At 74.0% G+C, this 24,648-nt stretch carries 23 protein-coding genes and 1 pseudogene; 12 read left to right on the top strand and 12 right to left on the bottom strand.

Annotated features, from left to right (window positions below; all coding sequences use genetic code 11):
* Positions 1–13 precede the first annotated feature (13 nt).
* Together paaK and K7862_RS12080 are read right to left on the bottom strand one after the other, a co-directional pair.
* Entirely contained in the window at positions 14–1,351 is a 1,338-nt protein-coding gene (gene paaK, locus K7862_RS12075; protein WP_222962496.1) for a phenylacetate--CoA ligase PaaK, read from the bottom strand.
* A gap of 141 nt (positions 1,352–1,492) precedes the next feature.
* Positions 1,493–2,704 (bottom strand): MFS transporter, encoded by a 1,212-nt coding sequence (locus tag K7862_RS12080; RefSeq protein ID WP_262412998.1) that lies wholly within the window; start codon positions 2,702–2,704, stop codon positions 1,493–1,495.
* Positions 2,705–2,751: 47 nt separating this feature from the next.
* Between K7862_RS12080 and pdxR the strand changes: the two genes are divergently transcribed.
* The 3 genes from pdxR (at position 2,752) to K7862_RS12095 (ending at position 6,527) form a co-directional block, all read left to right on the top strand.
* Positions 2,752–4,224 (top strand): MocR-like pyridoxine biosynthesis transcription factor PdxR, encoded by a 1,473-nt coding sequence (pdxR, locus tag K7862_RS12085; protein ID WP_222962497.1) that lies wholly within the window; start codon positions 2,752–2,754, stop codon positions 4,222–4,224.
* Between the two features lie 186 nt (positions 4,225–4,410).
* A complete protein-coding gene (locus tag K7862_RS12090) occupies positions 4,411–5,778 on the top strand; it encodes an NAD(P)/FAD-dependent oxidoreductase (RefSeq protein ID WP_308011940.1) in 1,368 nt (455 codons plus the stop codon).
* Between the two features lie 26 nt (positions 5,779–5,804).
* Positions 5,805–6,527: a ribonuclease H family protein gene (locus tag K7862_RS12095; protein ID WP_222962498.1), complete on the top strand. Its 723-nt coding sequence runs from the start codon at positions 5,805–5,807 to the stop codon at positions 6,525–6,527.
* A gap of 81 nt (positions 6,528–6,608) precedes the next feature.
* Here K7862_RS12095 and K7862_RS12100 read toward each other — a convergent pair whose 3' ends face one another.
* Positions 6,609–7,643: a PP2C family protein-serine/threonine phosphatase gene (locus K7862_RS12100; RefSeq protein WP_222962529.1), complete on the bottom strand. Its 1,035-nt coding sequence runs from the start codon at positions 7,641–7,643 to the stop codon at positions 6,609–6,611.
* Between the two features lie 352 nt (positions 7,644–7,995).
* On the opposite strand from K7862_RS12100, the gene K7862_RS12105 reads away from it, so the two are divergent.
* Positions 7,996–8,400, top strand: coding sequence for a rodlin (locus K7862_RS12105; protein ID WP_222962499.1), 405 nt, complete (start codon positions 7,996–7,998; stop codon positions 8,398–8,400).
* Positions 8,401–8,502: 102 nt separating this feature from the next.
* On the opposite strand, the gene K7862_RS12110 is transcribed toward K7862_RS12105, so the two are convergent.
* The 6 genes from K7862_RS12110 to K7862_RS12135 all read right to left on the bottom strand — a co-directional run bounded on the left by K7862_RS12110 (position 8,503) and on the right by K7862_RS12135 (position 12,190).
* Entirely contained in the window at positions 8,503–8,676 is a 174-nt protein-coding gene (locus K7862_RS12110) for a DUF6126 family protein (protein ID WP_222962500.1), read from the bottom strand.
* Entirely contained in the window at positions 8,673–9,305 is a 633-nt protein-coding gene (locus K7862_RS12115; protein WP_222962501.1) for a helix-turn-helix domain-containing protein, read from the bottom strand. The genes K7862_RS12110 and K7862_RS12115 overlap by 4 nt, the downstream gene beginning before the upstream one ends.
* A 92-nt stretch (positions 9,306–9,397) precedes the next feature.
* Positions 9,398–10,267 (bottom strand): DUF4232 domain-containing protein, encoded by an 870-nt coding sequence (locus tag K7862_RS12120; RefSeq protein ID WP_222962502.1) that lies wholly within the window; start codon positions 10,265–10,267, stop codon positions 9,398–9,400.
* On the bottom strand, positions 10,251–10,754 hold the full coding sequence (locus tag K7862_RS12125) for an RNA polymerase sigma factor (RefSeq protein WP_308011941.1): 504 nt from the start codon (positions 10,752–10,754) through the stop codon (positions 10,251–10,253). Before K7862_RS12125 ends, K7862_RS12120 begins: the two co-directional genes overlap by 17 nt.
* 41 nt (positions 10,755–10,795) lie before the next feature.
* Positions 10,796–11,446, bottom strand: a complete 651-nt coding sequence (locus tag K7862_RS12130; RefSeq protein ID WP_262412999.1) for a class F sortase — start codon at positions 11,444–11,446, stop codon at positions 10,796–10,798.
* 3 nt (positions 11,447–11,449) lie between these two features.
* On the bottom strand, positions 11,450–12,190 hold the full coding sequence (locus K7862_RS12135; protein WP_222962504.1) for a DUF4232 domain-containing protein: 741 nt from the start codon (positions 12,188–12,190) through the stop codon (positions 11,450–11,452).
* A gap of 208 nt (positions 12,191–12,398) precedes the next feature.
* Between K7862_RS12135 and K7862_RS12140 the strand changes: the two genes are divergently transcribed.
* Both K7862_RS12140 and K7862_RS12145 read left to right on the top strand, forming a co-directional pair.
* Positions 12,399–13,661, top strand: a complete 1,263-nt coding sequence (locus tag K7862_RS12140) for a VWA domain-containing protein (protein ID WP_222962505.1) — start codon at positions 12,399–12,401, stop codon at positions 13,659–13,661.
* Positions 13,661–14,509 carry a hypothetical protein gene (locus K7862_RS12145; protein ID WP_262413000.1) on the top strand — a complete coding sequence of 283 codons (849 nt, stop codon included), beginning with the start codon at positions 13,661–13,663 and terminating at the stop codon, positions 14,507–14,509. Before K7862_RS12140 ends, K7862_RS12145 begins: the two co-directional genes overlap by 1 nt.
* 41 nt (positions 14,510–14,550) lie before the next feature.
* Here the strand turns inward: K7862_RS12145 and K7862_RS12150 are convergent, their stop codons facing one another.
* Positions 14,551–14,784: a hypothetical protein gene (locus tag K7862_RS12150; protein WP_222962506.1), complete on the bottom strand. Its 234-nt coding sequence runs from the start codon at positions 14,782–14,784 to the stop codon at positions 14,551–14,553.
* A gap of 242 nt (positions 14,785–15,026) precedes the next feature.
* Between K7862_RS12150 and K7862_RS12155 the strand changes: the two genes are divergently transcribed.
* From K7862_RS12155 to K7862_RS12175, 5 genes and pseudogenes are all read left to right on the top strand, one after another.
* Positions 15,027–17,438 (top strand): ricin-type beta-trefoil lectin domain protein, encoded by a 2,412-nt coding sequence (locus K7862_RS12155; RefSeq protein WP_222962507.1) that lies wholly within the window; start codon positions 15,027–15,029, stop codon positions 17,436–17,438.
* A gap of 157 nt (positions 17,439–17,595) precedes the next feature.
* On the top strand, positions 17,596–18,408 hold the full coding sequence (locus tag K7862_RS12160) for a beta-glucanase (RefSeq protein ID WP_262413001.1): 813 nt from the start codon (positions 17,596–17,598) through the stop codon (positions 18,406–18,408).
* A 260-nt stretch (positions 18,409–18,668) separates the two neighbouring features.
* Positions 18,669–19,520 carry a VOC family protein gene (locus K7862_RS12165; protein WP_308011942.1) on the top strand — a complete coding sequence of 284 codons (852 nt, stop codon included), beginning with the start codon at positions 18,669–18,671 and terminating at the stop codon, positions 19,518–19,520.
* Between the two features lie 169 nt (positions 19,521–19,689).
* Positions 19,690–20,322 carry an AAA family ATPase gene (locus K7862_RS12170; protein WP_222962508.1) on the top strand — a complete coding sequence of 211 codons (633 nt, stop codon included), beginning with the start codon at positions 19,690–19,692 and terminating at the stop codon, positions 20,320–20,322.
* A 160-nt stretch (positions 20,323–20,482) separates the two neighbouring features.
* Positions 20,483–21,567: pseudogene (locus K7862_RS12175) on the top strand (S-(hydroxymethyl)mycothiol dehydrogenase).
* Positions 21,568–21,698: 131 nt separating this feature from the next.
* On the opposite strand, the gene K7862_RS12180 reads toward K7862_RS12175, so the two are convergent.
* Positions 21,699–22,508: a transglycosylase SLT domain-containing protein gene (locus K7862_RS12180; RefSeq protein ID WP_262413002.1), complete on the bottom strand. Its 810-nt coding sequence runs from the start codon at positions 22,506–22,508 to the stop codon at positions 21,699–21,701.
* Positions 22,509–22,893: 385 nt separating this feature from the next.
* A complete protein-coding gene (locus K7862_RS12185; RefSeq protein ID WP_222962509.1) occupies positions 22,894–23,724 on the bottom strand; it encodes a helix-turn-helix transcriptional regulator in 831 nt (276 codons plus the stop codon).
* A gap of 103 nt (positions 23,725–23,827) precedes the next feature.
* Between K7862_RS12185 and K7862_RS12190 the strand changes: the two genes are divergently transcribed.
* Complete coding sequence (locus K7862_RS12190) at positions 23,828–24,535, top strand: SDR family NAD(P)-dependent oxidoreductase (RefSeq protein WP_222962510.1); 708 nt, start codon at positions 23,828–23,830, stop codon at positions 24,533–24,535.
* Positions 24,536–24,648 lie beyond the last annotated feature (113 nt).

Genomic DNA, 24,648 nt, shown 5'->3' on the forward strand with positions numbered 1-24,648 from the left:
GCCGCGCGCTGCCTCAGTCGCGCGGCCGCAGGTCCTTGACCCGCTGGATCTTGCCCACCGAGCGCTCCAGCGTCTCCGGATCGACCACGCTCACCTCGGCGGTCACGCCGATGCCGTCCTTGATGCCCTGGGCGATCGCCGACGCTGCGGCCGTCCGCTGCTCCTGGCCCGTGTTCGCGCGGGCCTCCGCGGCGACGGTCATGTGGTCCAGGCGCCCGCGCCGAGACAGTTCGATCCGGAAGTGCGGCGCCACGCCGGGCGTGCGGAGCACGATCTCCTCGATCTGGCTGGGGAAGACGTTGACTCCCCGCAGGATGATCATGTCGTCGCTGCGCCCGGTCACCTTCTCCATCCGGCGGAAGGCCGGGCGGGCGGTCCCGGGCAGCAGCCGGGTCAGGTCCCGCGTGCGGTAGCGGATCACCGGCATCGCCTCCTTGGTCAGGGAGGTGAAGACCAGCTCGCCGCTCTCGCCCTCGGGCAGCACCTCGTCGGTGAACGGGTCGACGACCTCGGGCAGGAAGTGGTCCTCCCAGATGTGCAGGCCGTCCTTGGTCTCCACGCACTCCTGGGCGACGCCCGGGCCCATCACCTCCGACAGCCCGTAGATGTCCACCGCGTCGATGCCGAACCGCTCCTCGATCTCCGCCCGCATCACCTCGGTCCACGGCTCGGCGCCGAATATCCCCACACGCAGCGACGTGCTCCGCGGGTCCACGCCCTGGCGCTCGAACTCGTCGAGGAGGGTGAGCATGTAGGACGGCGTGACCATGATGATCTCGGGTTCGAAGTCCTGGATGATCCGCACCTGCCGGGCCGTCATGCCGCCCGACGCCGGGATGACGGTGCAGCCCGCGCGTTCCGCGCCGTAGTGCGCCCCGAGCCCGCCGGTGAACAGGCCGTAGCCGTAGGCCACATGGACCTTGTGCCCGGGCCGGCCGCCGGCCGCCCTGATCGACCGGGCCACCACGTCGGCCCAGGTCGACAGGTCCTGCTCGGTGTACCCGACAACGGTGGGCAGGCCGGTGGTGCCGCTGGAGGCGTGCAGCCGCCGCACCTCGGACATCGGCACCGCGAACATCCCGAAGGGGTAGCTGTCCCGCAGGTCCGCCTTGGTGGTGAACGGGAAGCGGGCCAGGTCGGCCAGGGTCCGGCAGTCGTCCGGGTCGACCCCGGCCGCGTCGAACTTGCGCCGGTACAGCTCCACATGGTCGTAGGCGAGGCGCAACGTGCGCCGCAGGCGCTCCAGTTGCAGGGCGCGCAGCTCGTCGCGGTCCAACCGCTCGGCGGCGTCCAGCAGTTCGTCCGGTACGCCGTCAGCAGGCCGTCGCCGGGCCGTGTCGCCGCCGCTCATCACGTTCTCCCTCGCGCTCGCCCCCGACCCGACCGACCGTTCGGTCCGACGTCCAGGCTAAAGAATCAGCATCCGCTGCCGCTGTCAAGGACAGGGGCGCCGCCCGCCCACGCCGCCGGGCGCACGCCCCCGCCGCCCAGGTCAGCGGTCCCGCAGCAGCGGGACCAGGGCCGACAGCATCGCGGCCGCGGCGAGCGCGAAGGCGCCCGGGTAGCCGGTGGCAGCCGCGACCGCGCCGAAGCCCACCGCCCCCAGGCCCATCCCGCCGTCGTAGGCGACGTTCCACAGCGCGCTGACCGTCCCGTAGCCGGACTCCGGCACCCTCGCGTACATCAGCGTCAGCGTCGCGTTCTGCGTCACGCCGAAGCCGGCGCCGAACAGCGCCACCCCCGCCAGCACCGCCGCCGGGCTGTCCGTCCACGCCGTCACCAGCAGCCCGGCGGACGACGCCAGCAGGCCGGGCAGCACCAGGCGCGCCGGACCGTGACGGTCGCCGAAGCGCCCGGCGAACCAGCGGGCCACCGTGGCCGTCGCGGGCTGGGCGAACAGCGCGGTCGCCACCAGCCCGGACATCGACGCCGGGACCGCGAGCGGCAGGAACGTCACCACGATGCCGGCACCGAACGCGGTGGTCGCGAACACCGCGGTGGGCCGGGCCAGGGGGCCGGCCCGCAGGCCGGCGACGACCCCGGCGTCCCGGCCCGCCGTGCGCTCGCGCGCGGGCAGCGCCGGCACCACGACGACCGCGGCCAGCGCGGCCACGCCGCCGGCCACGCAGACCGGGGTGAACCCCACGTGCGTGGCCAGCCAGACGCCCAGGGGCAGCCCCAGCAGGGACGGCACCCCCGACACGATGCCGGCCAGCGCCAGCCCCTCGCCACGCCGTTCGGCCGGGATCAGCGACGCGGTCAGCGCGCCGCCGGCGACCACGGTGAGCGCGAAGCCCAGCCCGCGGAGCAGGCACACCCCGGCGATCCACACCATGCCGTGCCCAGCGGTCAGCACCAGGGCGGGCGCGCCCAGCAGCACCAGCCCCGCCGCCAGCGCCACCCGGTAGCCGAACCGGGCGACCAGCCGCGGGGTCACCAGCTCACCGGCGACCGTGGCCAGCATCAGCGCGCCGGTGGCCAGCCCCGCGTCGCCGCCGCCCCGCCGGGCGTACAGCGGAACCACCGAGAGCAGCAGGAAGAAGCTCGCGGACGCGCCGATCACCGTCAGGAAGCGCAGCAGCAGTTGGCGCGTCACCAGCGGCGGGCGGGCCGGTGCGGACGGCGGGGCGGCGGAGGGGGCGCCGCCCGCGGCGGCGGTGCCGGAGGCGGTGGCGGCGGGCGCACCGCCGGGTGAAGTGGTCATGCCGTCGACGGTAGAAGTCCACCGGCCCCCCGATAAGCTCCATTTCCATGCCGCTGGAGTGGTCCGGTCTGTCGCCGGAGCTGCTGCTCACCCTCGACCGGGAGAGCACGGAAGGGCTGCGCACGCAGCTGGAACGCCAGATCAGGGACGCCATCAGAGCCGGCCGCCTCCAGGTGGGGGAGCGGCTGCCGTCCTCGCGCGCACTGGCTCGCGGGACGGGCGTGTCCCGCGGCCTGGTCCAGGAGTGCTACGCCCAGCTCCAGGCCGAGGGCTACCTCGCCGGCCGCGTCGGCGCCGCCACCACCGTCGCGGCCCGCGCCTGCCCGCAGCCCGCCGCCTCCCGGGCCGCGACCGGGCCGCCCGCAGCCGCACCCGCCGCAGCGGCCCCATCCGGTGGCGTCGCGGCGGCCGCAGCGCCGCCCGGGCCGCGGCTCATCGCCGACTTCCGCACCGGCGTGCCCGACCTGGGCGCCTTCCCGCTCACGGACTGGCTGTGGGCGGTGCGCGAGGCCGGACGGACACTGCCGACCGCCGCCCTCGACTACGGGACGCCGCACGGCGCCGCCGAACTGCGCGAGGTGGTCGCCGGGTACCAGCGGCGCGTGCGGGCCGCGGCGGCCGACCCCGGGCGCACCGTCATCTGCTCGGGGTACGCCCAGGGCCTGGCGCTGGTCCTGCGCGCGCTCGCCGGCCGCGGCGTCCGCACCCTGGCCTTTGAGGACCCCGGCGCTCCCGGAGCGACGTCCCAGGCGGCCGCACAGGCCGGGATGACGGCCGTGCCGGTGCCGGTCGACGAGGACGGCATCGACGTCCGGGCCCTGGACGCGACCGGCGCGGGGGTGGTCCTGGTGACGCCCGCCCACCAGTGGCCCACCGGTGTCGTGATGGCCGCCGGGCGCCGGCGGGCGCTGATCGCCTGGGCCCGGCGCCGGGACGCCTTCGTCGTCGAGGACGACTACGACGCCGAGTTCCGCTACGACCGCGAGCCGGTCGGTTCGCTGCAGGGCCTCGCCGCCGACCGCGTGGTGGGCGTCGGCACCGTCAGCAAGTCCCTGGCGCCCGCGCTGCGGCTCGGCTGGCTGCTGTGCCCGCCGGCCCTCCTCGACGCCGTCGTCGCGCACAAGGCCGCCGACGACCGCGGCTCGCCCACCCTCGACCAGCTCGCGCTGGCCCGGCTGATCGCGTCCGGCCGCTACGACCGGCATCTGCGCCGCATGCGGACGCTCTACGCCGCGCGGCGGTCGGCCCTGGTCGCGGCGCTCGCCGCGCACGCCCCGGGAGTACGGCTCACCGGCCTCGCCGCCGGCTTCCACGCCGTCGCCCACCTGGACCCGGGCCGCGACGAGGACGAGGTCGTGGCGGCGGCCCGGGCCCGCGGCGTCGGCCTCTACGGGATGGCGGCCAACCGCTCGGCGCCGGCCGGCCCCGGCGACGCCCGGCTCGTGCTGGGCTTCGGCAACGTCGGCGAGCGGGCGATCACCGAGGGCGTGGCGGCCGTCGGCGACGTGCTGGCCGGCTGAACCCCCGGCGGCCGGCGCCCGGTTCCACCGCCCCGCGGGCCCGTGCGGGCAGGGCGCCGGCACCCCGGCCCGGCCCCTTCCGGCTGGCGGGCGCTGGGACCCCGGGGTAGACCAGGATGTGCGAGGCCGCGGACCGTGGGCAGGGGACAGACACGACCGCCTGGACCCGAAGAAGGGACGGACATCGTGGCACGACCGAAGATCCTCGTGGTGGGAGCCGGATTCGCGGGGGTGGCCTGTGTGCGCCGCCTCGAGCGCAGGCTGTCCGCCAACGAGGCCGATCTCGCGCTCGTCACCCCGTTCTCCTACCAGCTCTACCTGCCGTTGCTGCCGCAGGTCGCCTCCGGCATCCTCACACCCCAGTCCATCGCCCTGTCCCTGCGCCGCAGCAGCCGGCACCGAACCCGGATCATCCCCGGCGGCGCCATCGGTGTGGACACCAAGGCCAAGGTCTGCGTGGTCCGCAAGATAACGGGCGAGCTCGTCAACGAGCCCTACGACTACATCGTGCTGGCGCCCGGCAGTATCACCCGCACCTTCGACATCCCGGGCCTGGTCGAGCACGCCCGCGGCATGAAGACGCTGGCCGAGGCCGCCTACGTCCGCGACCACGTCATCTCGCAGCTCGACCTCGCCGACGCCAGCCAGGACCAGGCCGAGCGCATCTCGCGGCTGCAGTTCGTGGTGGTCGGCGGCGGATACGCCGGCACCGAGACCGCGGCCTGCCTCCAGCGGCTCACCAGCGCCGCCGTCAAGCGCTACCCGCGGCTGGACCCCGCCCTCATCAAGTGGCACCTCATCGACATCGCCCCCCGGCTCATGCCGGAGCTCGGCGACAAGCTCGGCAGCAGCGCCCAGAAGATCCTCACCGACCGCGGCATCGAGATCTCCCTCGGCGTGTCCATCGACAAGGCCGGCCCGAACGAGGTCACCTTCACCGACGGGCGGGTGGTGCCCACCCGCACCCTGATCTGGACCGCGGGCGTCGTCGCCAGCCCGCTGATGGCGACCCTGGGCGCGGAGACCGCGCGCGGCCGCCTCGTCGTCACGCCCGAGATGACGGTGCCCGGCTACGACGGCGTCTTCGCACTCGGCGACGCCGCCGCCGTCCCGGACCTGGCCAAGGAGCAGGAGGGCGCGGTCTGCCCGCCCACCGCGCAGCACGCCATGCGGCAGGGCAGGACGGTCGCCGAGAACGTGCTGGCCACCCTGCGCAGGCAGCCGCTGAAGGCCTACACCCACAAGGACCTGGGCCTGGTCGTCGACCTCGGCGGCCGGGACGCGGTGTCCAAGCCGCTGGGTATCGAGCTGCGCGGCATGCCCGCCCAGGCGGTGGCCCGCGGCTACCACTGGAGCGCGCTGCGCACCAACGTCGCCAAGGCCCGGGTGATGACCAACTGGCTGCTCAACGCGGTCGCCGGCGACGACTTCGTCCGCACCGGCTTCCAGGCCCGCACCCCCGCCACCCTGCGGGACTTCGAGTACACCGACGCCTATCTCACCCAGGAACAGCTGCGGGAGCAGGCCGCCCACGGCGCCATGGGACAGGACTGAGGTCACGCCCGCCCCCGCGGGCTGGCATGATCGGTGTCGTGGTTGAGCGCATCATCGCCGCGTGTGACGGGGCATCGAAGGGAAATCCGGGACCGGCCGGCTGGGGTTGGGTCATCGCCGACGGCGGCGGCGACCCCGACCGATGGGAGGCCGGCCCGCTCGGCACCGCCACCAACAACGTGGCCGAACTGACCGCGCTGGAGCGCCTGCTCACCGCGGTCGACCCGGGCGTGCCGCTGGAGATCCGGATGGACTCCCAGTACGCGATGAAGGCCGTCACCACCTGGCTGCCGGGCTGGAAGCGCAAGGGCTGGAAGACCGCCGCGGGCAAGCCGGTGGCCAACCAGGAGCTGGTGGTGCGGATCGACGCGCTGCTGGCCGACCGGAGCGTCGAGTTCCGGTACGTGCCCGCGCACCAGGTGGGCGGCGACCGCCTGAACGACTTCGCGGACCGGGCGGCCAGCCAGGCCGCCCTGACGCAGAAGCCCGCGGGCAGCGGGCAGGGGTCGGCCGAGCCGCCGCCGTCGCCGGACACCCCGAAGAAGTCCGCCCGGCCCGCCAGGGCCGCGGCCGCCGCGGGGAGCGGCACGGCGAGCAGCCGGTCCGCGTCCGGCGGCCGCGCCGCATCGGGCCCGCCGCGCACCCTCAAGGCGAAGTACCCCGGCCGCTGCCGGTGCGGGCGCTCCTACGCCGCGGGCGAGGAGATCACCAAGAACGCCGACGGCTGGGGCCACCCCGACTGCCGCTGACCCTCGACGTCCGGCCCCGCACGCCCGCCGGCGGTCGCGGTGGCCGGTGGGAGCCCGGGCCGCGCCGGCCGCGGTGGCCGGTCAGTCCTCGCCGCCCGCGGTGGGCGCGGTCGCCCCTCCCTCGCGGTAGCGCAGCAGCAGCATCGCCGCGTCGTCGTGCAGCGGGCCGCGGACGTGGCGGATCAGGTCGGTGCGCAATGCCTCCAGGGCGTTCTGCGGGTCGCCGTCGGCCAGCAGCGCGGCCCGCGCCCGCAGCGGGTAGAAGGCGCCGCCGCCGTCCCGGGCCTCGGTCACCCCGTCGGTGTAGAGCAGCATCTGGTCGCCGGGCCGGAACAGCACCGAGAACGGCTCCGGGGGGTCGCCCTCGGGCATGCCGAGCCCCAGCGGCAGCGCGTACGCCGGCGGTTCGGGGAACTCCACCGCTCCGCCGGCCCGCACCAGCATCGGCGGCGGGTGCCCGAAGTTGAGCACCGTGGCATCCCCGGCCGGGGTGATCTCGGCCATCAGCGCCGTCACGAACTTCTCACCGCTGATCGTGCGGTCGGCGGCGCGCTGCACGCGTTCGCCGACGCCCTCCAGGGACTTCTCGTCGTGGGCCGCCTCCCGGAAGGCGCCCAGCACCACGGCGGCCGTCTCCACCGCGTCCAGGCCCTTGCCCTGCACGTCGCCGATGATCACCCGCACGCCCGCGGGCGAGGCCACCACCTCGTACAGGTCGCCGCCGATCCTGGCCTCGGCGACCGCCGAGGTGTACGACACGGCGGTCCGCAGATGCCCGGCGCTGCGCGGCACCGGGCGCAGCAGGACACGCTGCGCCACCTCGGCGATGGACCGGACGTTCGCCAGCTCCGCCTCGCGCCGCTGCCGGGTCACCGCCGCGATGACGCCGGCCACCGTCACCCCCACCACGGCGCCGACCGCCGCGAAGCCGCGCCGCTCCGCGAACAGGCCGTCGGCCACGCCGAGAGCGCATACCACCGCCACGGCCAGTGCGCCGACGACGACCGTGCGCCCCCAGCTGCCCACCAGACCGGCGAACGCCGGGCCGAGCGCGACCAGCGGCAGCAGGCCCACGCTCGCCCCCGCGACGCCGTCGACCAGTGCCACCACGGCCATCACTGCGTACGGCAGCACGGTCAGCAGCAGCGGGGCCGAACGCTGCTGGACCGCCGTCGCGCCCGCGCCGGAAGCGGAACGGCCGGTGCCGAGAGCGCTTCCCCTGCGTCGCAGCACGCTGCCTCCTTCCCCGTCATCCCCCACGTGGGGACGGGCCGGCGGTAACCGCTTGCCGCACCCCCACCGTACGTACCGTCACCGGTTCGAGCCCAGTGTGCATTCACTCGCACGAGCGACACGCCGTGGGGTCGCGGAAGCGCGGCCCGCCGACGATCGGGTGAACCCGTGCCCGCACCGGTCCCGGACGGTAATTTTCTCCCGCTTTCGCAGTTTCGTCATCGATAGGAGAGATATGCGTACCCGCACTGCTCTGGCCGCCTGTGGCCTGGCCGCCGCCGTCCTCACCGGAGGTGCCGGCACCGCTTCGGCGCTCGGCAACGACCAGGACGCCACGACCGTCAACGGCAACGGGGCGACCCAGGCCTACGGCAACACGTCCACCGGCGGACAGCTCAGCCCGCAGCTCGGGCTGGTCCAGGGCTCGCTCAACAAGCTGTGCCTGGGCGTGCCGGCCAAGGTCAACGCCGGTTCGCTGATCGGCGCCGTCCCGATCACCGTCCAGGACGTCAACGTGCTGGCCGACCCGCAGAACCAGCAGTGCGCGGAGGACTCCACGCAGGCCAAGGGCGACGAGGCGCTCTCGCACATCCTCGACGACATCCCGGTGCTGTCCGGGAACGGCTCCGCCGACGGCTGACCCCGCACAGCCGTGCAGCGGCACAGCGGAACGGCGCCTGCCGCCGCCTTTCGGGGGCGGCGGCAGGCGCCGTGTCAGTCCGTGGAGCCGGCGGCCGGATGGTCAGTGCTTGCCGACCACGGCGAACATCATCCAGAGGTAGAAGGCCATCACATGAGCCACCACCACGTAGACCAGCACGCGGAACCGGACGCCCTTCTCCTTGCGCCGCTCGCTGCCGTTGGTGGTCGCCCTTACCCGCGGTACCCGGACAGGTCCTGTCTCGTTCGCCGTCATCGCCGCTCTCCTCGCATCCTCGTGGCCTGGTCGGGCCCGATGCACAGCCCGGACGTCTCGCTCTGCATCAGCGTGTGGACGAACAGCAGGTCCGCGCCGCCCGCGCTCGCCGCGGCCAGCCGGTGCGGGACCAGGGAGTCGAAGTGCGCCGAGTCGCCCACCTCGAGCCGGTGCGTGCGCTCCCCGAGCGTCAGCTCCAGCACGCCGCCGGTGACGTACAGCCACTCCTCGCCCGGGTGCACCCGCACCAGCGCCCGCTGGGACTCCGCCGGGATGTGCACCCGCAGGGCCTGCATGGCCCGCCCGGTGCCGCCCGCCCGCCAGTACGTCCAGCCGCCCGCGGGCACCGGGGTCATCCGGTCGCCGCGTACGATGGGGTCGGGTTCGGCGGTCGTCTCGCCCAGCAGGTCCGCGACGGTCGTGCCGTAGAGGCGCGCGAGCCCCAGCAGGACCGGGAGTGAGGGCTGCCGCAGCCCGGACTCCAGGCGGGAGAGATGCGCCGCCGACAGGCCGAGCCGCGCGGCGGCGGTCTCCAGGGTCAGTCCGCTGCCCCGGCGACGCTCCCGCAGGCGCGGCGCCAGGACGAGGTCCTCCGCCCCCGCCGGGCCGGGTCCGTCCGCTGTGTCCATGGCTTCCATGGAACAGCCACCTGTACCCCAGAGGCAAACTTCTTACCTCAGAGGCAAAACCCCGGGCTGCCGTGCCGGGTGGGGCCGTCCGGTCACGACGGCGGATTGCCCGTGGTGCCCGCGGTGAACGGCGTGATGGTGAACTGGTCGTCGCAGATCGTCACCTGGCCCGCGAAGACCAGTGAGGCCCTGCTGCCCGGCGGATAGATCCGCAGCTTCGACGACGCCGGCTGGCAGGTGCCCATCTGGTTGGCGGTGTGGATCGTGTCGCTCGCCGACGCCCCGGGCTGCAGCACCACCGGCTGGTAGGAGCGCGGGTCGCGGTCCGCCGGCCGGCCGATCTGCCGCCCCGCGTCGTCCAGCAGCGACACCCCCGGGTAGCCCGCCAGATGGCAGGCCGTCGCACTGTGGTTGGTGACCACGAGGTACCGGTAGAGGTTGCCCGCTCCGGCGTCCCCGCCGCCGAGCGACGGCGTGAGCTGGTCCGCGGTGCACATCGGGGTGGCCGTGCCGCCGGTGTCCGAGGGCGACGGCGTGGCCGTGCCGGTCCCGGCGGGGCTGGTGACCGTACCCGGACCGCCGGCCGGCGGCCGGGAGGTGTGCGAGCCGTCCGTGGGCCGTGCCGTGGGGCTGTGCGTCGCCGGACCGCTGGTCGCCGGCCGGGGGCTCGTGGCCCGCGTCTGGCTGGCCGGCGGACCGACCCGCTCGTCCGCCCCGCCGGAGGCCGGCGACCCCGCGAAGTACAGCGCCCCGGCCACCACGGCCACCGCGGCGCTCCCGCCGGCCGCGGCCCGCAGCAGGCGGCGCCGTGTAGCGCGGCGGCGGATCTGCTCGAACGCGCCCGGCGGCACCGCCAGGAACTCCGCGGGCGGCCGCAGCAGCCGCTCCAGCGGGTCGGGCGTCCCGCCGCCCTCGGGCCCGTTCAGGTCGCCGTCGCGGTGGTCGTCAGGAAATACGGTCATGCTGACCCCCGAGCTTGGCGCGGAGCAGTTCGCGGGCCGCGTGCAGATCGGCCTTGACGGTCCCTTCGTTGCGGCCCAGCAGCGCCGCCACCTCGCGCACCGGCAGATCGGCGTAGTAGTACAGCAGCGCCGGGTTGCGCAGCCGCTCCGGCAGGGACTGGACCAGCATGCGCACGGACGGGTCCGACTCCTGCGGCTGCGGCCTCAACGCTTCCTCCGTGGTGACCCGGCGCAACGCACGCCGTTCGCGCTCCAGTTTGCGCCAGTGGTCCCTGACCAGGTTGGCCGCCGTGACGTAGAGGAAGCCGCTGGGCTCCTCGACCTTGGTCCACCGCGCCCACAGGCGGGTGAACGCCTCCGAGGCGATCTCGTGCGCGGTCCCGTCGTCGTCGACCAGCCGCCGGACCCATCCCGCCAGCCGCGGATACAGGGCCGTGAACAGCTCGGCGGCGGCGCGCTCTTGGGACCGGATGGCCGCTCTCCTCACTCGTGTCGTGCTGACGGTACCCGCGGCCGCGTGCTCACCGATCATGAGCCCGCGACCAGCGAGGCGTAGACGATCACGTTGTCCGTGTAGCCGCCGCCCCCGCTGATCCGGGTGCCTCCGCACGTGATGAGACGCAGCGCCGGGTGGTCCACGTTCCCGTACACGGCCTCCGTCGGGAAGTGGGCCTTGGAGACGGTCTGCACCGAGTCCACGGCGAACGTGGCCACGGAGCCGTCCTGCCGGGTGACGGTGACCCGCTGCCCCGGCCGCATGCGCTTGAGGTGCAGGAACACCCCGTCGCCGTACGACCCGACCGTCACGTGCCCGAGGATCACCGACGGGCCGGTCTCACCCGGGGTCGGGGAGCCCTTATACCAGCCGGCCGGGGCGTGCGCGGCGATCGGCGGCACCGCGACCGTCCCGTCCGGGGCCAGTCCCAGCGTCATCACGGACGTGTCGACGCCGAGGGACGGAATGCGCAGCCGCGCCGGCAGCGACCGAGGCATGGGCCCTGCCGCGGCCGCCGAGGGGGTGCCGGCCGTCGCCGAGCGGCCGGCGGATCCCGCGGCGGGTGAGGACACCGCCGCGGAACCGCCGTCCGTCGGGACCGCCGCCCCGGTCGTGGGCGTGCAGCCGCACACCAGCGCCACCGCGGCCGCGGCCAGCGCGAGCCGCACGGGGGAGTGGCTCAACGCTCAGCCCCGGGCCCGCGCCTGGGACCTGCGGCGCCGTGCCGCCGCCGCGCCGAGTCCGCCGGCCACGACCACGCCGCCGGCGACCAGCGCCACCGCGGCGCCGCCGGTCCCGCCGGACGAGGACGCCGCCAGACCGGTGTCGGGCGCGCCGCTCGGCACCGCGGTGACCTGACGGCCGGAACTGGTGGGCGAGGGCGTCGGAGTGCTGCCGCCGGTGGGGCCGGACCCGACCGGGTTGCCGGCGGAGCTGGCGGCCAGCGGCGTGATGGTGAACAGGTTGTCGCAGTTGGCGATCTTCGCGGGGACGACCAGGGAGGCGCGGTTGCCCGGCGGGTAGACGCGCAGGCTCGCCGAGGTCGGCAGGCAGCCGCCCATGTGGTTGATGGTGTGGATGGTGTCGCTCGCCGTGCCGCCCGGCCGCAGGACCACGGACCGGTAGCCCTCGTGCTCACGCGTCGCCGGCAGGCCGATCTGCTTGCCGCCGCCGTCCAGCAGCGACACCCCGGGGAACCCGGTGAGGTGGCACGCCGTGGCGCTGTGGTTGGTGAGCACCAGGTTCCGGAAGAGGCTGCCCGCCGCACCTTCGCTGTCGCCGAGCGAGGCGGTCAGCTGCGACGTGGCGCACATGGGGGTGCCGCTCGTGTCGCGGACCGGGGCGGCCGCCGAAGCGGTCGCCGGGACGACGCCGAGCGCGGCCACCGCGACGGCCGCCGCACCGGCGGCCAGTGAACTGCTGCGCATGTCCTGCTCCCTCCTCTTTCCCGCGGGCCGCCGCCTCCGGCAGGGGCGCCGACCGGTCCGAACCGCCCGGACCGGGGAATCGCGAACAGAGACGACGCGGCCCGCCGCCGGGTTGTAAAGAAACGTCAAAGTGTCACTGAGGTCCCGTCAGCCACCCCCGTGACCAGCGGACTTCGGGATTCGGCCGGTCTTCACTACGATCCCTGCGATGATCATGAGAAAGCTGCCGGCCGCGGCTGCGGCGTGCGGCCTGCTGGCCCTGCTCGCCTGCGGCCTCCTCCCACCGACGGCGGCCGCCGACGAGCCCACCGCCCAACCCGCCCCGAAGGTCGAGCTGGTGCTGGACGTCAGCGGCTCGATGCGCGCCCGGGACATCGACGGCCAGTCCCGGATGTCCGCCGCCAAGCAGGCGTTCGACGACGTCCTGGACTCCACCCCGCCCGACGTCCAGCTCGGCATACGCACGCTCGGCGCCGACTACCCCGGCAACGACCGCAAGACCGGCTGCAAGGACACCCGCCGGCTCTACCCGGTCGGCCCGCTGAACCGCACCGAGGCCAAGGCCGCGGTGGCCACCCTCGCCCCGACCGGCTGGACGCCCATCGGCCCGGCCCTGCGCGCGGCCGCCGACGACCTCAAGGGCGGCGACGGCACCCGCCGCATGGTGCTGATCACCGACGGCGAGGACACCTGCGGGCCCACCAACCCCTGCGACGTAGCCCGTGACATCGCCGCCCAGGGCATCCACCTGGTCATCGACACGCTCGGCCTGATCCCCGACGCGACCACCCGCAACCAGCTCAGCTGCATCGCCGGGGCGACCGGCGGCACGTACACCACCGTCCAGCACCGCCAGCAGCTGACCAGCAAGGTCAAGCAGCTCGTCGGCCGCAGCGACGAGCACACCGTCACCCCCGTCGCCACCCAGGGCGCCGCGGCCTGCGACACGGCACCCGAACTCCGGCAGGGCCTCTACACCGACCGTGAGACGTTCTCCGAGAATCGCTGGTACCGCGTCCAGGTGCCGCCCGGCCAGGAGCTGCGCGCCGCGGTCACCGTCTCCGACGACCGTGCCGTCAACGCCGGTTACGGCGTGCTGCTGCGCGGCGTGACCGTGCACGGCCGGGAGATCGTCCGCGACGACGAGGGCGGCAGCGGGCGCACCGACGCCGTCTCCGCCGGCATCCGCTACCCCAAGCCCGCCGCCGACTCCGGCACGCCGCCGGAGACCGTCTGCCTCCAGGTCGGGAACTCCTTCTCGGCTCCGGCCTCCGTGAAGACCACGCCCGGCCTGCCCGTCGAGCTCTCCATCGACCTGGTCAAGAGCCCGGACAAGCCCTCCGACGTCGCGTTCTTCGGCCTCGGCCGCGGATGGTGGCTGCTCGGACTGCTCACCGTCACCGGAGGCGTCGCCGGCCTGCTCTCCGGCTGGATCGCCCGCTGGCGCCTGAACACCGGGAGGACCGTCTGATGCGCACTCCGAAGCTGCTGACCGCCGCCGGACTGCTCGCCGCGACGGGGCTCGCCGGACTCGCCGTCCTCGCCCCGGTCGCGCGGGCCGACGACCCCGGCACCGCGACGCCCACCACGCCCGGCGCCTCCGCGTCCGCGTCCGCCTCGGACGCGCCGCCGACCGAGGCCGGCACCAACTTCCGTACCGCCACGCCCGTCAAGCAGGGGCAGCAGGCCACGGCGAGCGCCTCGGCCGGCGACTACCTGTACTGGACGTTTCCCGCGGACACCGGTCAGAACGTCACCGTCAAGGCCACCGTGTCCTTCCCGTCCGGTGCCGTCCGGCACGGGCCGTCCACGTGGCAGATCGACGTCTACGACGGGCTGCGGCGCCGCCAGGCGTGCCGCTACGGCATGCAGACCCGCACCGCGGCGGCCGACGTCACCACAGTCGAGCTCGCCTGCACCCTGCGGACGGTGCGCGCATGGGCCGAGCCGTGGGCCAACGACCCGCTGCGCGGCGCCTACTACCTGCGGCTGGCCGTCCTCGACCTGCCGCAGACCGACCTCGGTCTGCCCGTGCAGGCGGCCGTCACCGCCACCGCGCACGGCACCGCGGGGGAGACGGCCGTCGACGGTTCCGTCGCGCCCGTGGTGACCGCGAACGGGCCGGACCTCGCCCCCGACGGCGGCTGGGCCGGTACCTGGTGGTCACCGCGCTGGCTGTGGACCGGCGGTGGCGGCCTGCTCGCGGTCCTCGCCGCGCTCGGCGCCCACCGCCTGGCCCGCGGCCCGGTGCGGCTGTCCGCGCCGCGGTACTCGGGAGAGCCGGTGCGACCGCGGGAGCCCGCGGGGTACTCCGGCTGACGGCCGAGCGCCCGGGACCGCCGTCACGGCGGTCCCGGGGGTCATCTGCGGCGGACGTGGCTGCGGGCGGCGCGCGGCGCCCGGGTCACCACCCGGTCGGCTGCGTACGGGCGCAGCCCGCGCGGCACCGCACGGCGGCGGCGCCTGGGGGATGAGCGCGGCGGGGCGGGCGGACCCACCCGCCGCAGACGGCGGCCGACGAGCATGCCGGCGGGCACCGCGAGGACGGTCCAGACGGCGAGGCAGATCACGGCGACGACCAGGAAATGGACCATGGCGTATCCGGTTCCTTGCGTTCCCGCACAAGGCGGCTATGTACCCGCCTACCCGATCCGGGCACCCCAATGCCCTCGGTTGTCCTTCTTGTTCGTTTGATGTCCCCGGGTCCCGGAGCTGAAGTTCCTGGCCGGTGCGCTCTCTTGACGGAACCTCAGGTTCGCAGTCCACTGTGCGGCGGTGAGATGCGTTCGGTTCTGAGCTCTTCTGGTGAGTTGACCCCGAGGAAGGGACCCCCCACGTGAACTCCGTCCCGCGTACAACCCTGCGCCGACCAGCGGTCGCGGCCGTTCTGCTCCTGCTCTGCGCGTTACTGATCGGCGCGGGCAGCCACTCCGCCGGCGCCACCGGGACCAGCACCACGATCGCCGCCAACGGCTCCAGCGCCGGGCGGACCTTCGACGGCATCGGCGCCATCAGCGGCGGCGGCGGCAACACCCGCCTGCTGACCGACTACCCCGCCGCACAGCAACAGCAGATCCTGGACTACCTCTTCAAGCCCGGTTACGGCGCCGACCTGCAGATCCTCAAGGTGGAGATCGGCGGCGACACCAACTCCACCGACGGGTCGGAGTCCAGCCACATGCACACCGCCGGGACCGTGGACTGCGGCACCGGCTACGAGTGGTGGCTGATGCAGCAGGCCAAGGCCCGCAACCCGCAGATCAAGCTCTACGGACTCGCCTGGGGAGCGCCCGGCTGGCCCGGCGGCGGCTCGTTCTGGTCCACCGACACCGTGAACTACCTCGTCAAGTGGCTCGGCTGCGCCACCTCGCACGGCCTGACGATCGACTACCTCGGCGGCTGGAACGAACGGGGCTACGACGTCGGCTGGTACGAACAGCTCCGCACGGCGCTGGACGGCGCCGGATACGGCGGTGTCCGGATCGTCGCGGCCGACAGCGACTGGTCGGTCGCCGGCGACGTCGCGTCCAACGCCGCCTTCGCCAAGTCCGTTTCGGCCATCGGCGTGCACTACCCCTGCCAGGGCGGCGACGGCGGCAACGCCGACACGTGCCCGGGCAACGCCACCGCGACCGGTACCGGAAAGCCGCTGTGGGCGAGCGAGAACGGCTCGCAGGACCTCAACTCCGGCGCCCCGGCGCTGATCCGCTCGATCACCCGCGGCTACGTCGACGCGCACTTCACCGCGTACGTCAACTGGCCCGTGGTGGCCGCGATCTACCCCAACCTGCCGTACAGCACGGTCGGCCTGGTCCTCGCCGACCAGCCTTCGTCCGGCGCGTACACCGTCGGCCGCAGTCTGTGGGCCACCGCCCAGGTCACCCAGTTCACCGCCCCAGGCTGGAAGTTCCTCGACAGCGGCTCCGGCTACCTGGGCGGCTCGGAGTCCAACGGCAGCTATGTGACGCTGAAGTCGACCGACGGCACGGACTACTCCACCGTCATCGAGACCACCACGGCCACCGCCGCGCAGAACGTCACGGTCGACGTCAGCGGCGGGCTGTCCACCGGCGCCGTCCACGTCTGGGCCACCAACCTCAACTCCGGCAACTCCGCGGACCACCTGGTCCAGCAGGGCTCGCTCACGCCCAGCGGCGGCTCCTACTCCCTGACCGTCCAGCCGGGATACGTCTACACGCTGACCACCACCACCGGGCAGGGCAAGGGCACCGCCACCAGCCCCGCCCCGGGCAGCCTCGCGCTGCCCTACTCCGACTCCTTCGACTCGACCACGGTGGGCCAGCAGCCGCGCTACCTCTCCCAGATGCAGGGCGCGTTCGAGGCCACCGCGTGCGCCGGCGGCCGCAGCGGCCGCTGCCTCACCCAGCAGGCCCCCGTCAAACCCATCGAGTGGGACGGCGACTCCAACCCGTACACCATCGGCGGCAGCCTCAACTGGAACAACTACACGGTCGCCGCCGACGTCCTGCTGCGGCAGTCCGGCTCCGCCCAGCTGATCGCCCGCGCCGGGACCCAGCACGCCTTCGGGCCGGCCGGGATCAACTCCTACTACCTGCAGGCCGGCGACAACGGCGCCTGGTCGATCGTCCGCAACAACACCAGCCACACCCTGACCACGCTCGCCTCCGGCAGTGTGGCCGCCCTGGGCACCGGCACCTGGCACCACCTCGCGCTGACCGTCAACGGCCCGACCCTGACCGCCGCCATCGACGGGACCACGGTCGGCTCGGCGACGGACGGCACGTACAGCACCGGCATGGTGGGCCTGGGCACCTCGGGCTACCAGACGGACCAGTTCGACAACCTGTCCGTCACCCCCGTCGGCACCCAGAACTCCGGCACCGGACCGATCGTCGCCGTCGCCGACACCGCCAAGTGCGTCGACGACGACACCGGCTCCACCGCCAACGGCACCAAGGTCCAGATGTGGGACTGCAACGGCACCGGTGCCCAGAACTGGACCCTGGCGAGCGACGGCACCGTCCGCCTCGGCGGCAAGTGCATGGACATCACCGGAGCGAACACGTCCGACGGCACCCTCGTCGAGCTGTGGGACTGCAACGGCGGCGGCAACCAGCAGTGGAAGACCGTCGGCGGCACCCTGGTCAACCCCGTCTCCGGCAAGTGCCTCGACGACCCGGCGTCCGACACCGCCGACGGCACCCAGCTGGAGATCTGGACCTGCAACGGCGGCGCCAACCAGCAGTGGATCACGCCGCTGCCCTGAGCACGCACCCTCTGTCACCCGGCGTCACCCGTTCGGAGGGCGTGCGGCCGCGGCCCGCGCCCTCCGGACACCCCCGTACGCGGCTTCCGCCCGGCCGCCGCCCCCGTTTGACTGGGACGGCGGCCGACCGGAACCACGGCCGCCACCGGGAGCCTTCATGAACGACCGCCGCCCCCGGGCGACCTCCGCCCACCGGCACGACGACGCCAGCGACCCCTTCGGCGAGGACGCCGGCGACCGCCGCGTCGACGCGGCCCGCGCGGCGCACCTGCCCGCACCCCGCGAGCACGTCGTCTTCGACGCCCCCTTCACCGACCGCGGCGCGTGGGCCGCCGGACGCACGTCCGCCTATCCGCCCGACGGCCGCAACCCCGGCGACAACAAGCTCGACCGCATCGGGCCCGCCTTCGCCCCCACCCCCGACGGCGTCTTCCGCGCCCGGCGCGCCTCCGACGGCCTGTGGAACGCCGATCTGGTGTCCACCGAGTACGCCCCCGGCGGGTTCGAGCTGCTGCCCGGTGACGACCTGCAGGCCACCTGCCTGGTGCACGACGTCCAGGGCGCCTGGCCGTCGCTGTGGACGTGGGGCCGCGACACCTCCAGCGGGCGCTCCCAGCCCGGACACGGCGAGGTCGACGCCTTCGAGTACCACCCGACCAACCCGCGGATGCTCGAGCTCACCAACCACGTCCGTCCCGCCGCCTGCTACGCCGACGACCTGATCACCCCCGGCCGGCCCTTCACCCTCCGTGTGGTCTTCGGCGACTCCAGCGTGCAGTGGTGGGTCGACGGCCATCTGGTCTTCGCGGACGGCACCGGCGTCGGCCGGAACTGGCGGGCCTGGCTGATCGTCGGCATGAGCGTCGCCGCGGGCGGCTACGGCCACCTGCCGCCGGTCGCCGGCACGCAGGAGCTGGAGTGGCAGTGCGGCGCCCTGACCGTGTCCCGCGGCCCCGGCGGCCACGGCTGAGCCGCCTGCCGGCCGGGCGGGTCCGTACGGGTGCCCGCGGCGGCGTCACCGTGGGTTCGCGCGGCGTCGCGGGGCGTTCTCGGAGGGCGGCGGCAGGGGCGCCACCAGGGCGCGTCTGAAGGCCGCCCGAGGGCGTGAGAGCGCCCACACGCAGGTATGACCGGCCGGATCCGGGGAAGGCGACCGTACGACGATCTTCGCCCCGGCCTGGTAGGGGTGGATTCAGCAGTGTTCGTGAGCAATGACCGAGGAGCCGTGCGGTGACCGATCAGCCTTCGATGTCCGCCGGGACCGCGGACACGAGCGGCGAGGTGCTCGACCTGCCGGACGCACCCCGCGGCGCCCCCTGCTGGGTGAGCCTGACCGCCCGCGACCTGCAGGAGGCGGAGAAGTTCTACGGCGCGGTGCTGGGCTGGGAGTTCCGCTCCACCAGCCTCGGCGAGCACTTCGTGGTGGCCCTCAGGAACGGCAAGCCGGTGGCCGGGATCGGCGCGGTCGCCACCGACCTGCAGTTCGCCGTGGTGTGGACCCCGTACTTCGCGGTCCCGCAGGTCGACGACGCCGCGGCCCGCATCCGTGAGCGCAGTGCGACGATCGCCCTCGGCCCGGTGGCCTTCGCCTCCGGACGCGCCGTGGTGGCCGCGGACCGCGACGGCGCCGTGTTCGGTGTGTGGGACGGGCGGCTGCCCGGCGGCTGGGAGGCGTGGCACGAGCGCGGCCCGGTCGTGGTGCGCCTGCGCACCCGCGACGCCTTCGAGGCGGCGATCTTCTACGGCGGCGTCCTGCAGTGGGCCGACGGGCGCCCGGACGGCTGCACGGTCTCCTACGAGAACGAGGAGGTCGTGGTCCGCAGCGGCTCCAGCGTCGTGGCCCGGCTGGGCTCCGGTGCCGTCGAGGCGGCCCCCGACCCCGTGCTGCGCCCGCACTGGGCGGTGCAGTTCGCCGTGGACGACGTGGCGCACCGTGCCGAGGCCGCCCAGGCGCTCGGCGGCACGCTGATCAGCAGCGGCACCAGCGGCCAGGGCGAGTACGCGGAACTGCGCGACCCCGACGGCGGCCTCTTCACCATCATCGGGCGCGGCACCGAGGGCGGGGCCGGCCCCGCGGCCTGAGCGGCCCCGGATCCCCGGACGCCATCCCCGGCCGTCCGAGCCGTCCGACCCGCGCGGCCTGCCACACGTGCCTCCCCAGCGCCTCACCCTGACGCACAGCGGGCACCGCACGGCGGCGCGCTCCCGGTGTAGCCACCGCTCCCGGCCCGGCCTCCCGTAGGGTCGGGTCATGCTCCTGTGGATCAACGGCCCGTTCGGCGGCGGAAAGACGCAGAGCGCCTACGAACTGCGGCGGCGGCTGCCCGGCAGCGTGGTCTGCGACCCGGAGCACGTCGGGTTCGGCCTGCACCGGATGACACCGCCGCATCTGCGCGGCGACTTCCAGGACCTCGCCGCCTGGCGGCAGGGCGTCTACGAGGTGCTGGACCTCGCCCTGTCCCGCCACGACGGTCCGGTGATCGCCCCGATGACGGTGGTGGAGCCCGCCTACTTCAGCGAGACCGTGGGCCGGCTGCGCGAGCGCGGGCACGACGTGCGCCACTTCGCGCTGCTGGCGGAGCGCGAGACGGTGCTGCGTCGGCTGCGGGAGCGGGGTTTCGGCCATCTCGTGCGCTTCGTGGCGGGCAAGGAAGCCCCGCTGCGCCGGGAGAGCTTCGCCGTGGCCAAGCTGGACCACTGCCTGGAACGGCTGCTGGACGCGCAGTTCGCCGAGCACCTGTGGACGGACAAGCTCACGATCCCGCAGGTCGCCGACCACATCGCGGCCTCCGCCGGGCTCGCGCTGCGTCCCAGCACCGACTCGGCGCTGCGCGGGCGGCTGCGGCGGGCCGGGATCGGCCTCCGGCACATCCGGATCCTCTGAGCCGCCGGCGGCCGCAGGCCGCCCCGACGGGCCGCGTACGGGAACTCCCGCCGTCGCGGCCTGCGGCCGGAGCCACCCCGCCGGTCCCCGGGTGGAACCGCCCGCAAGTGGGGATCACTGCACACGACGCACCACCGGACGTCACAGAGAGGTGACCGGCATGAGCCAGGAGGTACGCGGCGTCGTCGCGCCGGCAAGAACGAGCCCGTACGGGTGGAGACCGTCGTCGTTCCCGACCCGGGGCCCGGGGAGGCCGTGGTCCGGGTGCAGGCCTGCGGCGTCTGCCACACCGACCTGCACTACAAGCAGGGCGGGATCAACGACGAGTTCCCGTTCCTGCTCGGCCACGAGGCGGCCGGCGTCGTCGAGGCCGTCGGGCCGGGCGTCGACGAGGTGGTTCCCGGGGACTTCGTCGTCCTCAACTGGCGCGCGGTGTGCGGGCAGTGCCGGGCCTGCCGGCGCGGCCGCCCCTGGTACTGCTTCCAGACCCACAACGCGACACAGAAGATGACCCTGCGCGACGGCACGGTCCTCTCGCCGGCCCTCGGCATCGGCGCCTTCGCCGAGAAGACCCTGGTCGCGGCGGGCCAGTGCACCAAGGTCGACCCGCGGGCCGCGCCCGAGGTCGCCGGCCTCCTCGGCTGCGGCGTCATGGCGGGCATCGGGGCCGCCATCAACACCGGCGGCGTCACCCGGGGCGACTCGGTGGCGGTGATCGGCTGCGGGGGAGTGGGCAACGGCGCGGTGGCCGGCGCTCGGCTGGCCGGCGCCGCCCGCATCATCGCCGTCGACGTCGACCCGCGGAAGCTGGAGGCGGCGACCCGCCTGGGCGCCACCCACGTCGTGGACGCCGGCGCGACCGACCCGGTCGAGGCCGTCAGGGAGCTGACCGGTGGCTTCGGCGCGGACGTGGTGGTCGAGGCGGTCGGCCGTCCGGAGACCTACCGGCAGGCGTTCTACGCCCGTGACCTGGCCGGCACCGTCGTCCTGGTGGGCGTGCCCACCCCCGAGATGACCCTCGAACTGCCCCTGCTCGACGTCTTCGGCCGCGGCGGCGCGCTGAAGTCCTCGTGGTACGGCGACTGCCTGCCCAGCCGCGACTTCCCGATGCTGATCGACCTCTACCTCCAGGGCCGGCTCGACCTGGAGTCCTTCGTGTCCGAGACGATCGGGCTGGACGACATCGAGCCGGCGTTCACGCGGATGCGGGACGGCGACGTGCTGCGGTCCGTCGTGCTGTTCTGACGGCCCTCGCACACGCAAGGGGGTCATTCGTCCGCGGGTGGTGATCGGCCCCCGGACACGCGGAAAGCGGTGGGCCCGCCCCTCGTGTGAGGGGCGGGCCCACCGCTCGCCGGGCTGGGTGCCGGTGCCGATCAGTAGGCGGAGTTCACGTTGTCCATGGAGCCGTACCGGTCGGCCGCGTAGTTGCACGCGGCGGTGATGTTGGCGACCGGGTCGTAGATGTTCCAGGACGTACCGGCCACGTGGAAGCGGTCGAAGGTCGGGTTGATCACCTGCAGCAGACCCTTGGAGGGAATGCCGTTGCGGGCGTTGATGTCCCACAGGTTGATCGCACGCGGGTTACCGCTGGACTCACGGATGATGTTGCGGTGGATGCCCTCGTAGCTACCCGGGATGTGCTTGGCGTGCATGATGTCGAGCGACTCGCGGATCCAGCCGTCGAGGTTGTTCGCGTAGGTCTTCTTCACGACCTTCGGCGCGGCCGCGGGCTTGGCAGCCGCGTGCTGCACCGGGGTGCGCTTGGCCGACCGCGAGGCGGCGGGCTTGGTGACCTTGTGCTCGGTGACGGCCTTCTTCGCGGCCGGGGCCTTGGCCGCCGGCTTCGCGGGCTTGGCGGCGGGCTTGGCCGCGGGCTTCGCGGCCTTGGCCAGCTCCTGCTTGTGCTGCGGAGCGGCCGTGACGGTCTTCTTGGTGGCGAGGTCGGTCTTGGCGCCGGTCAGAGCGACCGGCTGCTTCAGATGCTGCCCGGCGGTGACGCTGAACCCGGTGGGTGCGTCCGCCGCGGTCGCCGTTCCGGCTCCGGCCGTCGCCTGCAGACCCGTCACAGCAAGGATCACAGCCGCGCCCGCGGCACCACCGGTGGTGGCGATCTTCTGCTTCCGGGTCATGTTCTTGAAGGTGGCGACGGTGGGGAGCTTCTTCGGGATCGCGGGGAGCTGCATAAGGCTTTTCCTCTTCCGTTCGGGGACTCGTGAATTCTTAGGGCTTTTGAATTCGCGGGTCAAAGTCCTCGTCTACGGAGGTTTACGTAGATGGGGCCTGAAGAGGAGTTCGCCGGTGGCTGGATCCGCTGTTTTGAGCCGCGGCCAGGGAACGCGGTTTACTAATCCCATTCGTATGTGAGGCGCGTTACGTAGACGGGATCACAGAGGCCCCCCTTTGCCCTCACGGAAAAAGGATGGAGAAAACACGGTCGGTGAGCGGATTCGGGGCCTTTGCGGCGGCCCCTGAATTGGGGGAACGCGGGGTGCGCGCAGCCGTGAGAGCGGCCCGGGTGAGGTTCGGGTGAGCGGCCGCCGTCAGCCCGCGGGCGTCAGCCCACGAGGGTCAGCCCACGAGCGACTGGGTGCCGAGGACGGCGACCAGCGCGAGCCGCTCGGCGTCCCGGGACCCGGGCTCGGCCGTGTAGATCATGATCCGCAGGTCGCTGCCGGCCACGCTGAGCACGTCGCAGTCCAGGGTCAGCTCGCCCACCCGCGGATGGACGATGGTCTTGCGGGCCGCCCGGTGCCCGCCCACCTCACCGGAGTCCCACAGCCCGGCGAACCGGTCGCTGCCCGCCCGCAGCTCCGCGACGAGGCGCCGCAGCCGTTCGTCCGCCGGATACCGCAGCGCCGCCGCCCGCAGATCGGAGACCTGGTCGACCTCCAGGTCACGCTGCGACTGCGGCGTGTGACGGACGCGGCTGCCCGCGCCCAGGAAGTTCCGCCACACCGCGTTGCGGTCGTTGCCGCGGTAGTCGCCCATCAGCGCCGTGTACTGCGGGTTGGCCAGCAGCAGCGTCCACGTCGCGTCCGAGACGGCGACGGGTGTGCCGGTCAGCCGGTCCAGCATCCGCTGGACGCTCGCCGGGATGAACGCGGGCACCGTGCCCTGGCCCGGCGGCACCAGGCCGGCGGCGCGGAAGAGATGCTCGCGCTCCGCCGCGGTCACCCGCAGGGCGCGGCCCAGCGCCTCCACCACCTGCTCCGACGGGTTGGCCGCCCGGCCCTGCTCCAGCCGCGTCACATAGTCGACCGAGATCCCGGCCAGCAGCGCGAGCTCCTCGCGGCGCAGCCCCGGAGCGCGCCGGTGGCCCCCCGAGGGCAGCCCCGCGGCCTCGGGCGGGACCCGATCACGCCAGCGCCGCACCGTGTGCCCGAACTCCGTGGTGGCCATGGCACCCACTGTGCACCGCCGCCCGGCCGCCGTCCTGGTACTGCCAGTCCCAGGAAGATCAGGGTCCTGGCCGCCAGGACGGGCCGGCCGCACGGTGGAAGACATGACAGCAACACTGATCACCGGAGCCAACAAGGGCCTCGGCTTCGAGACCGCCCGCCGGCTCGTCGCCGCCGGCCACACCGTGTACCTGGGGAGCCGCGACACCGAGCGCGGACGGAGGGCGGCGGAGCGTCTGGGCGCGCGCTTCGTGCGGCTCGACGTCACCGACGACGCGACCGTGGCCGCCGCGGTGCGGACCGTGGAGGCGGGCGGCGGCCTGGACGTCCTGGTCAACAACGCCGGTGTCGAGGAGCGGGGCGAGGACAACGGCGTGATCGGCCCCGCCGAGGTGACCGCCGACCTCATGCGCTCGACGTTCGAGACCAACGTCTTCGGCACGGTCCGCGTCACCCACGCCTTCCTGCCGCTGCTGCAGCGGTCGGCCGCACCGGTCGTGGTCAACGTCAGCAGCGGGCTGGCCTCCCTGACCGAGGTCACCACCCCCGGCACACCCCGGCACGCCTACCAGGGCGTGGCCTACCCGGCGTCCAAGGCCGCCGTGAACATGATCACCGTGCAGTACGCCAAGGCCTTCCCGGCCCTGCGGATCAACGCCGTGGAACCCGGCTTCACCAGGACCGACCTCAACGGGAACACCGGCATCCAGACCGTCGAGGAGGGCGCCGAGATCATCGTCCGCATGGCGTGCCTCGGCCCCGACGGCCCCACCGGCACCTACGCCGACATCAACGGGCCGCTGCCCTGGTGAGCCGGCGGGCGGACGCTGCGGTGTGACACTTCCGCGCGCCCGCACGCCCTCGTCCTCAGACCGGCGGTCCCGCAGCGCGCCGGGCGCGCGGAATCCCGCGAGTCCGCCCCGCC

The sequence above is a fragment of the Actinacidiphila acidipaludis genome, assembly GCF_019890725.1.
GTDB classification, from domain to species: Bacteria; Actinomycetota; Actinomycetes; order Streptomycetales; family Streptomycetaceae; genus Actinacidiphila; species Actinacidiphila acidipaludis.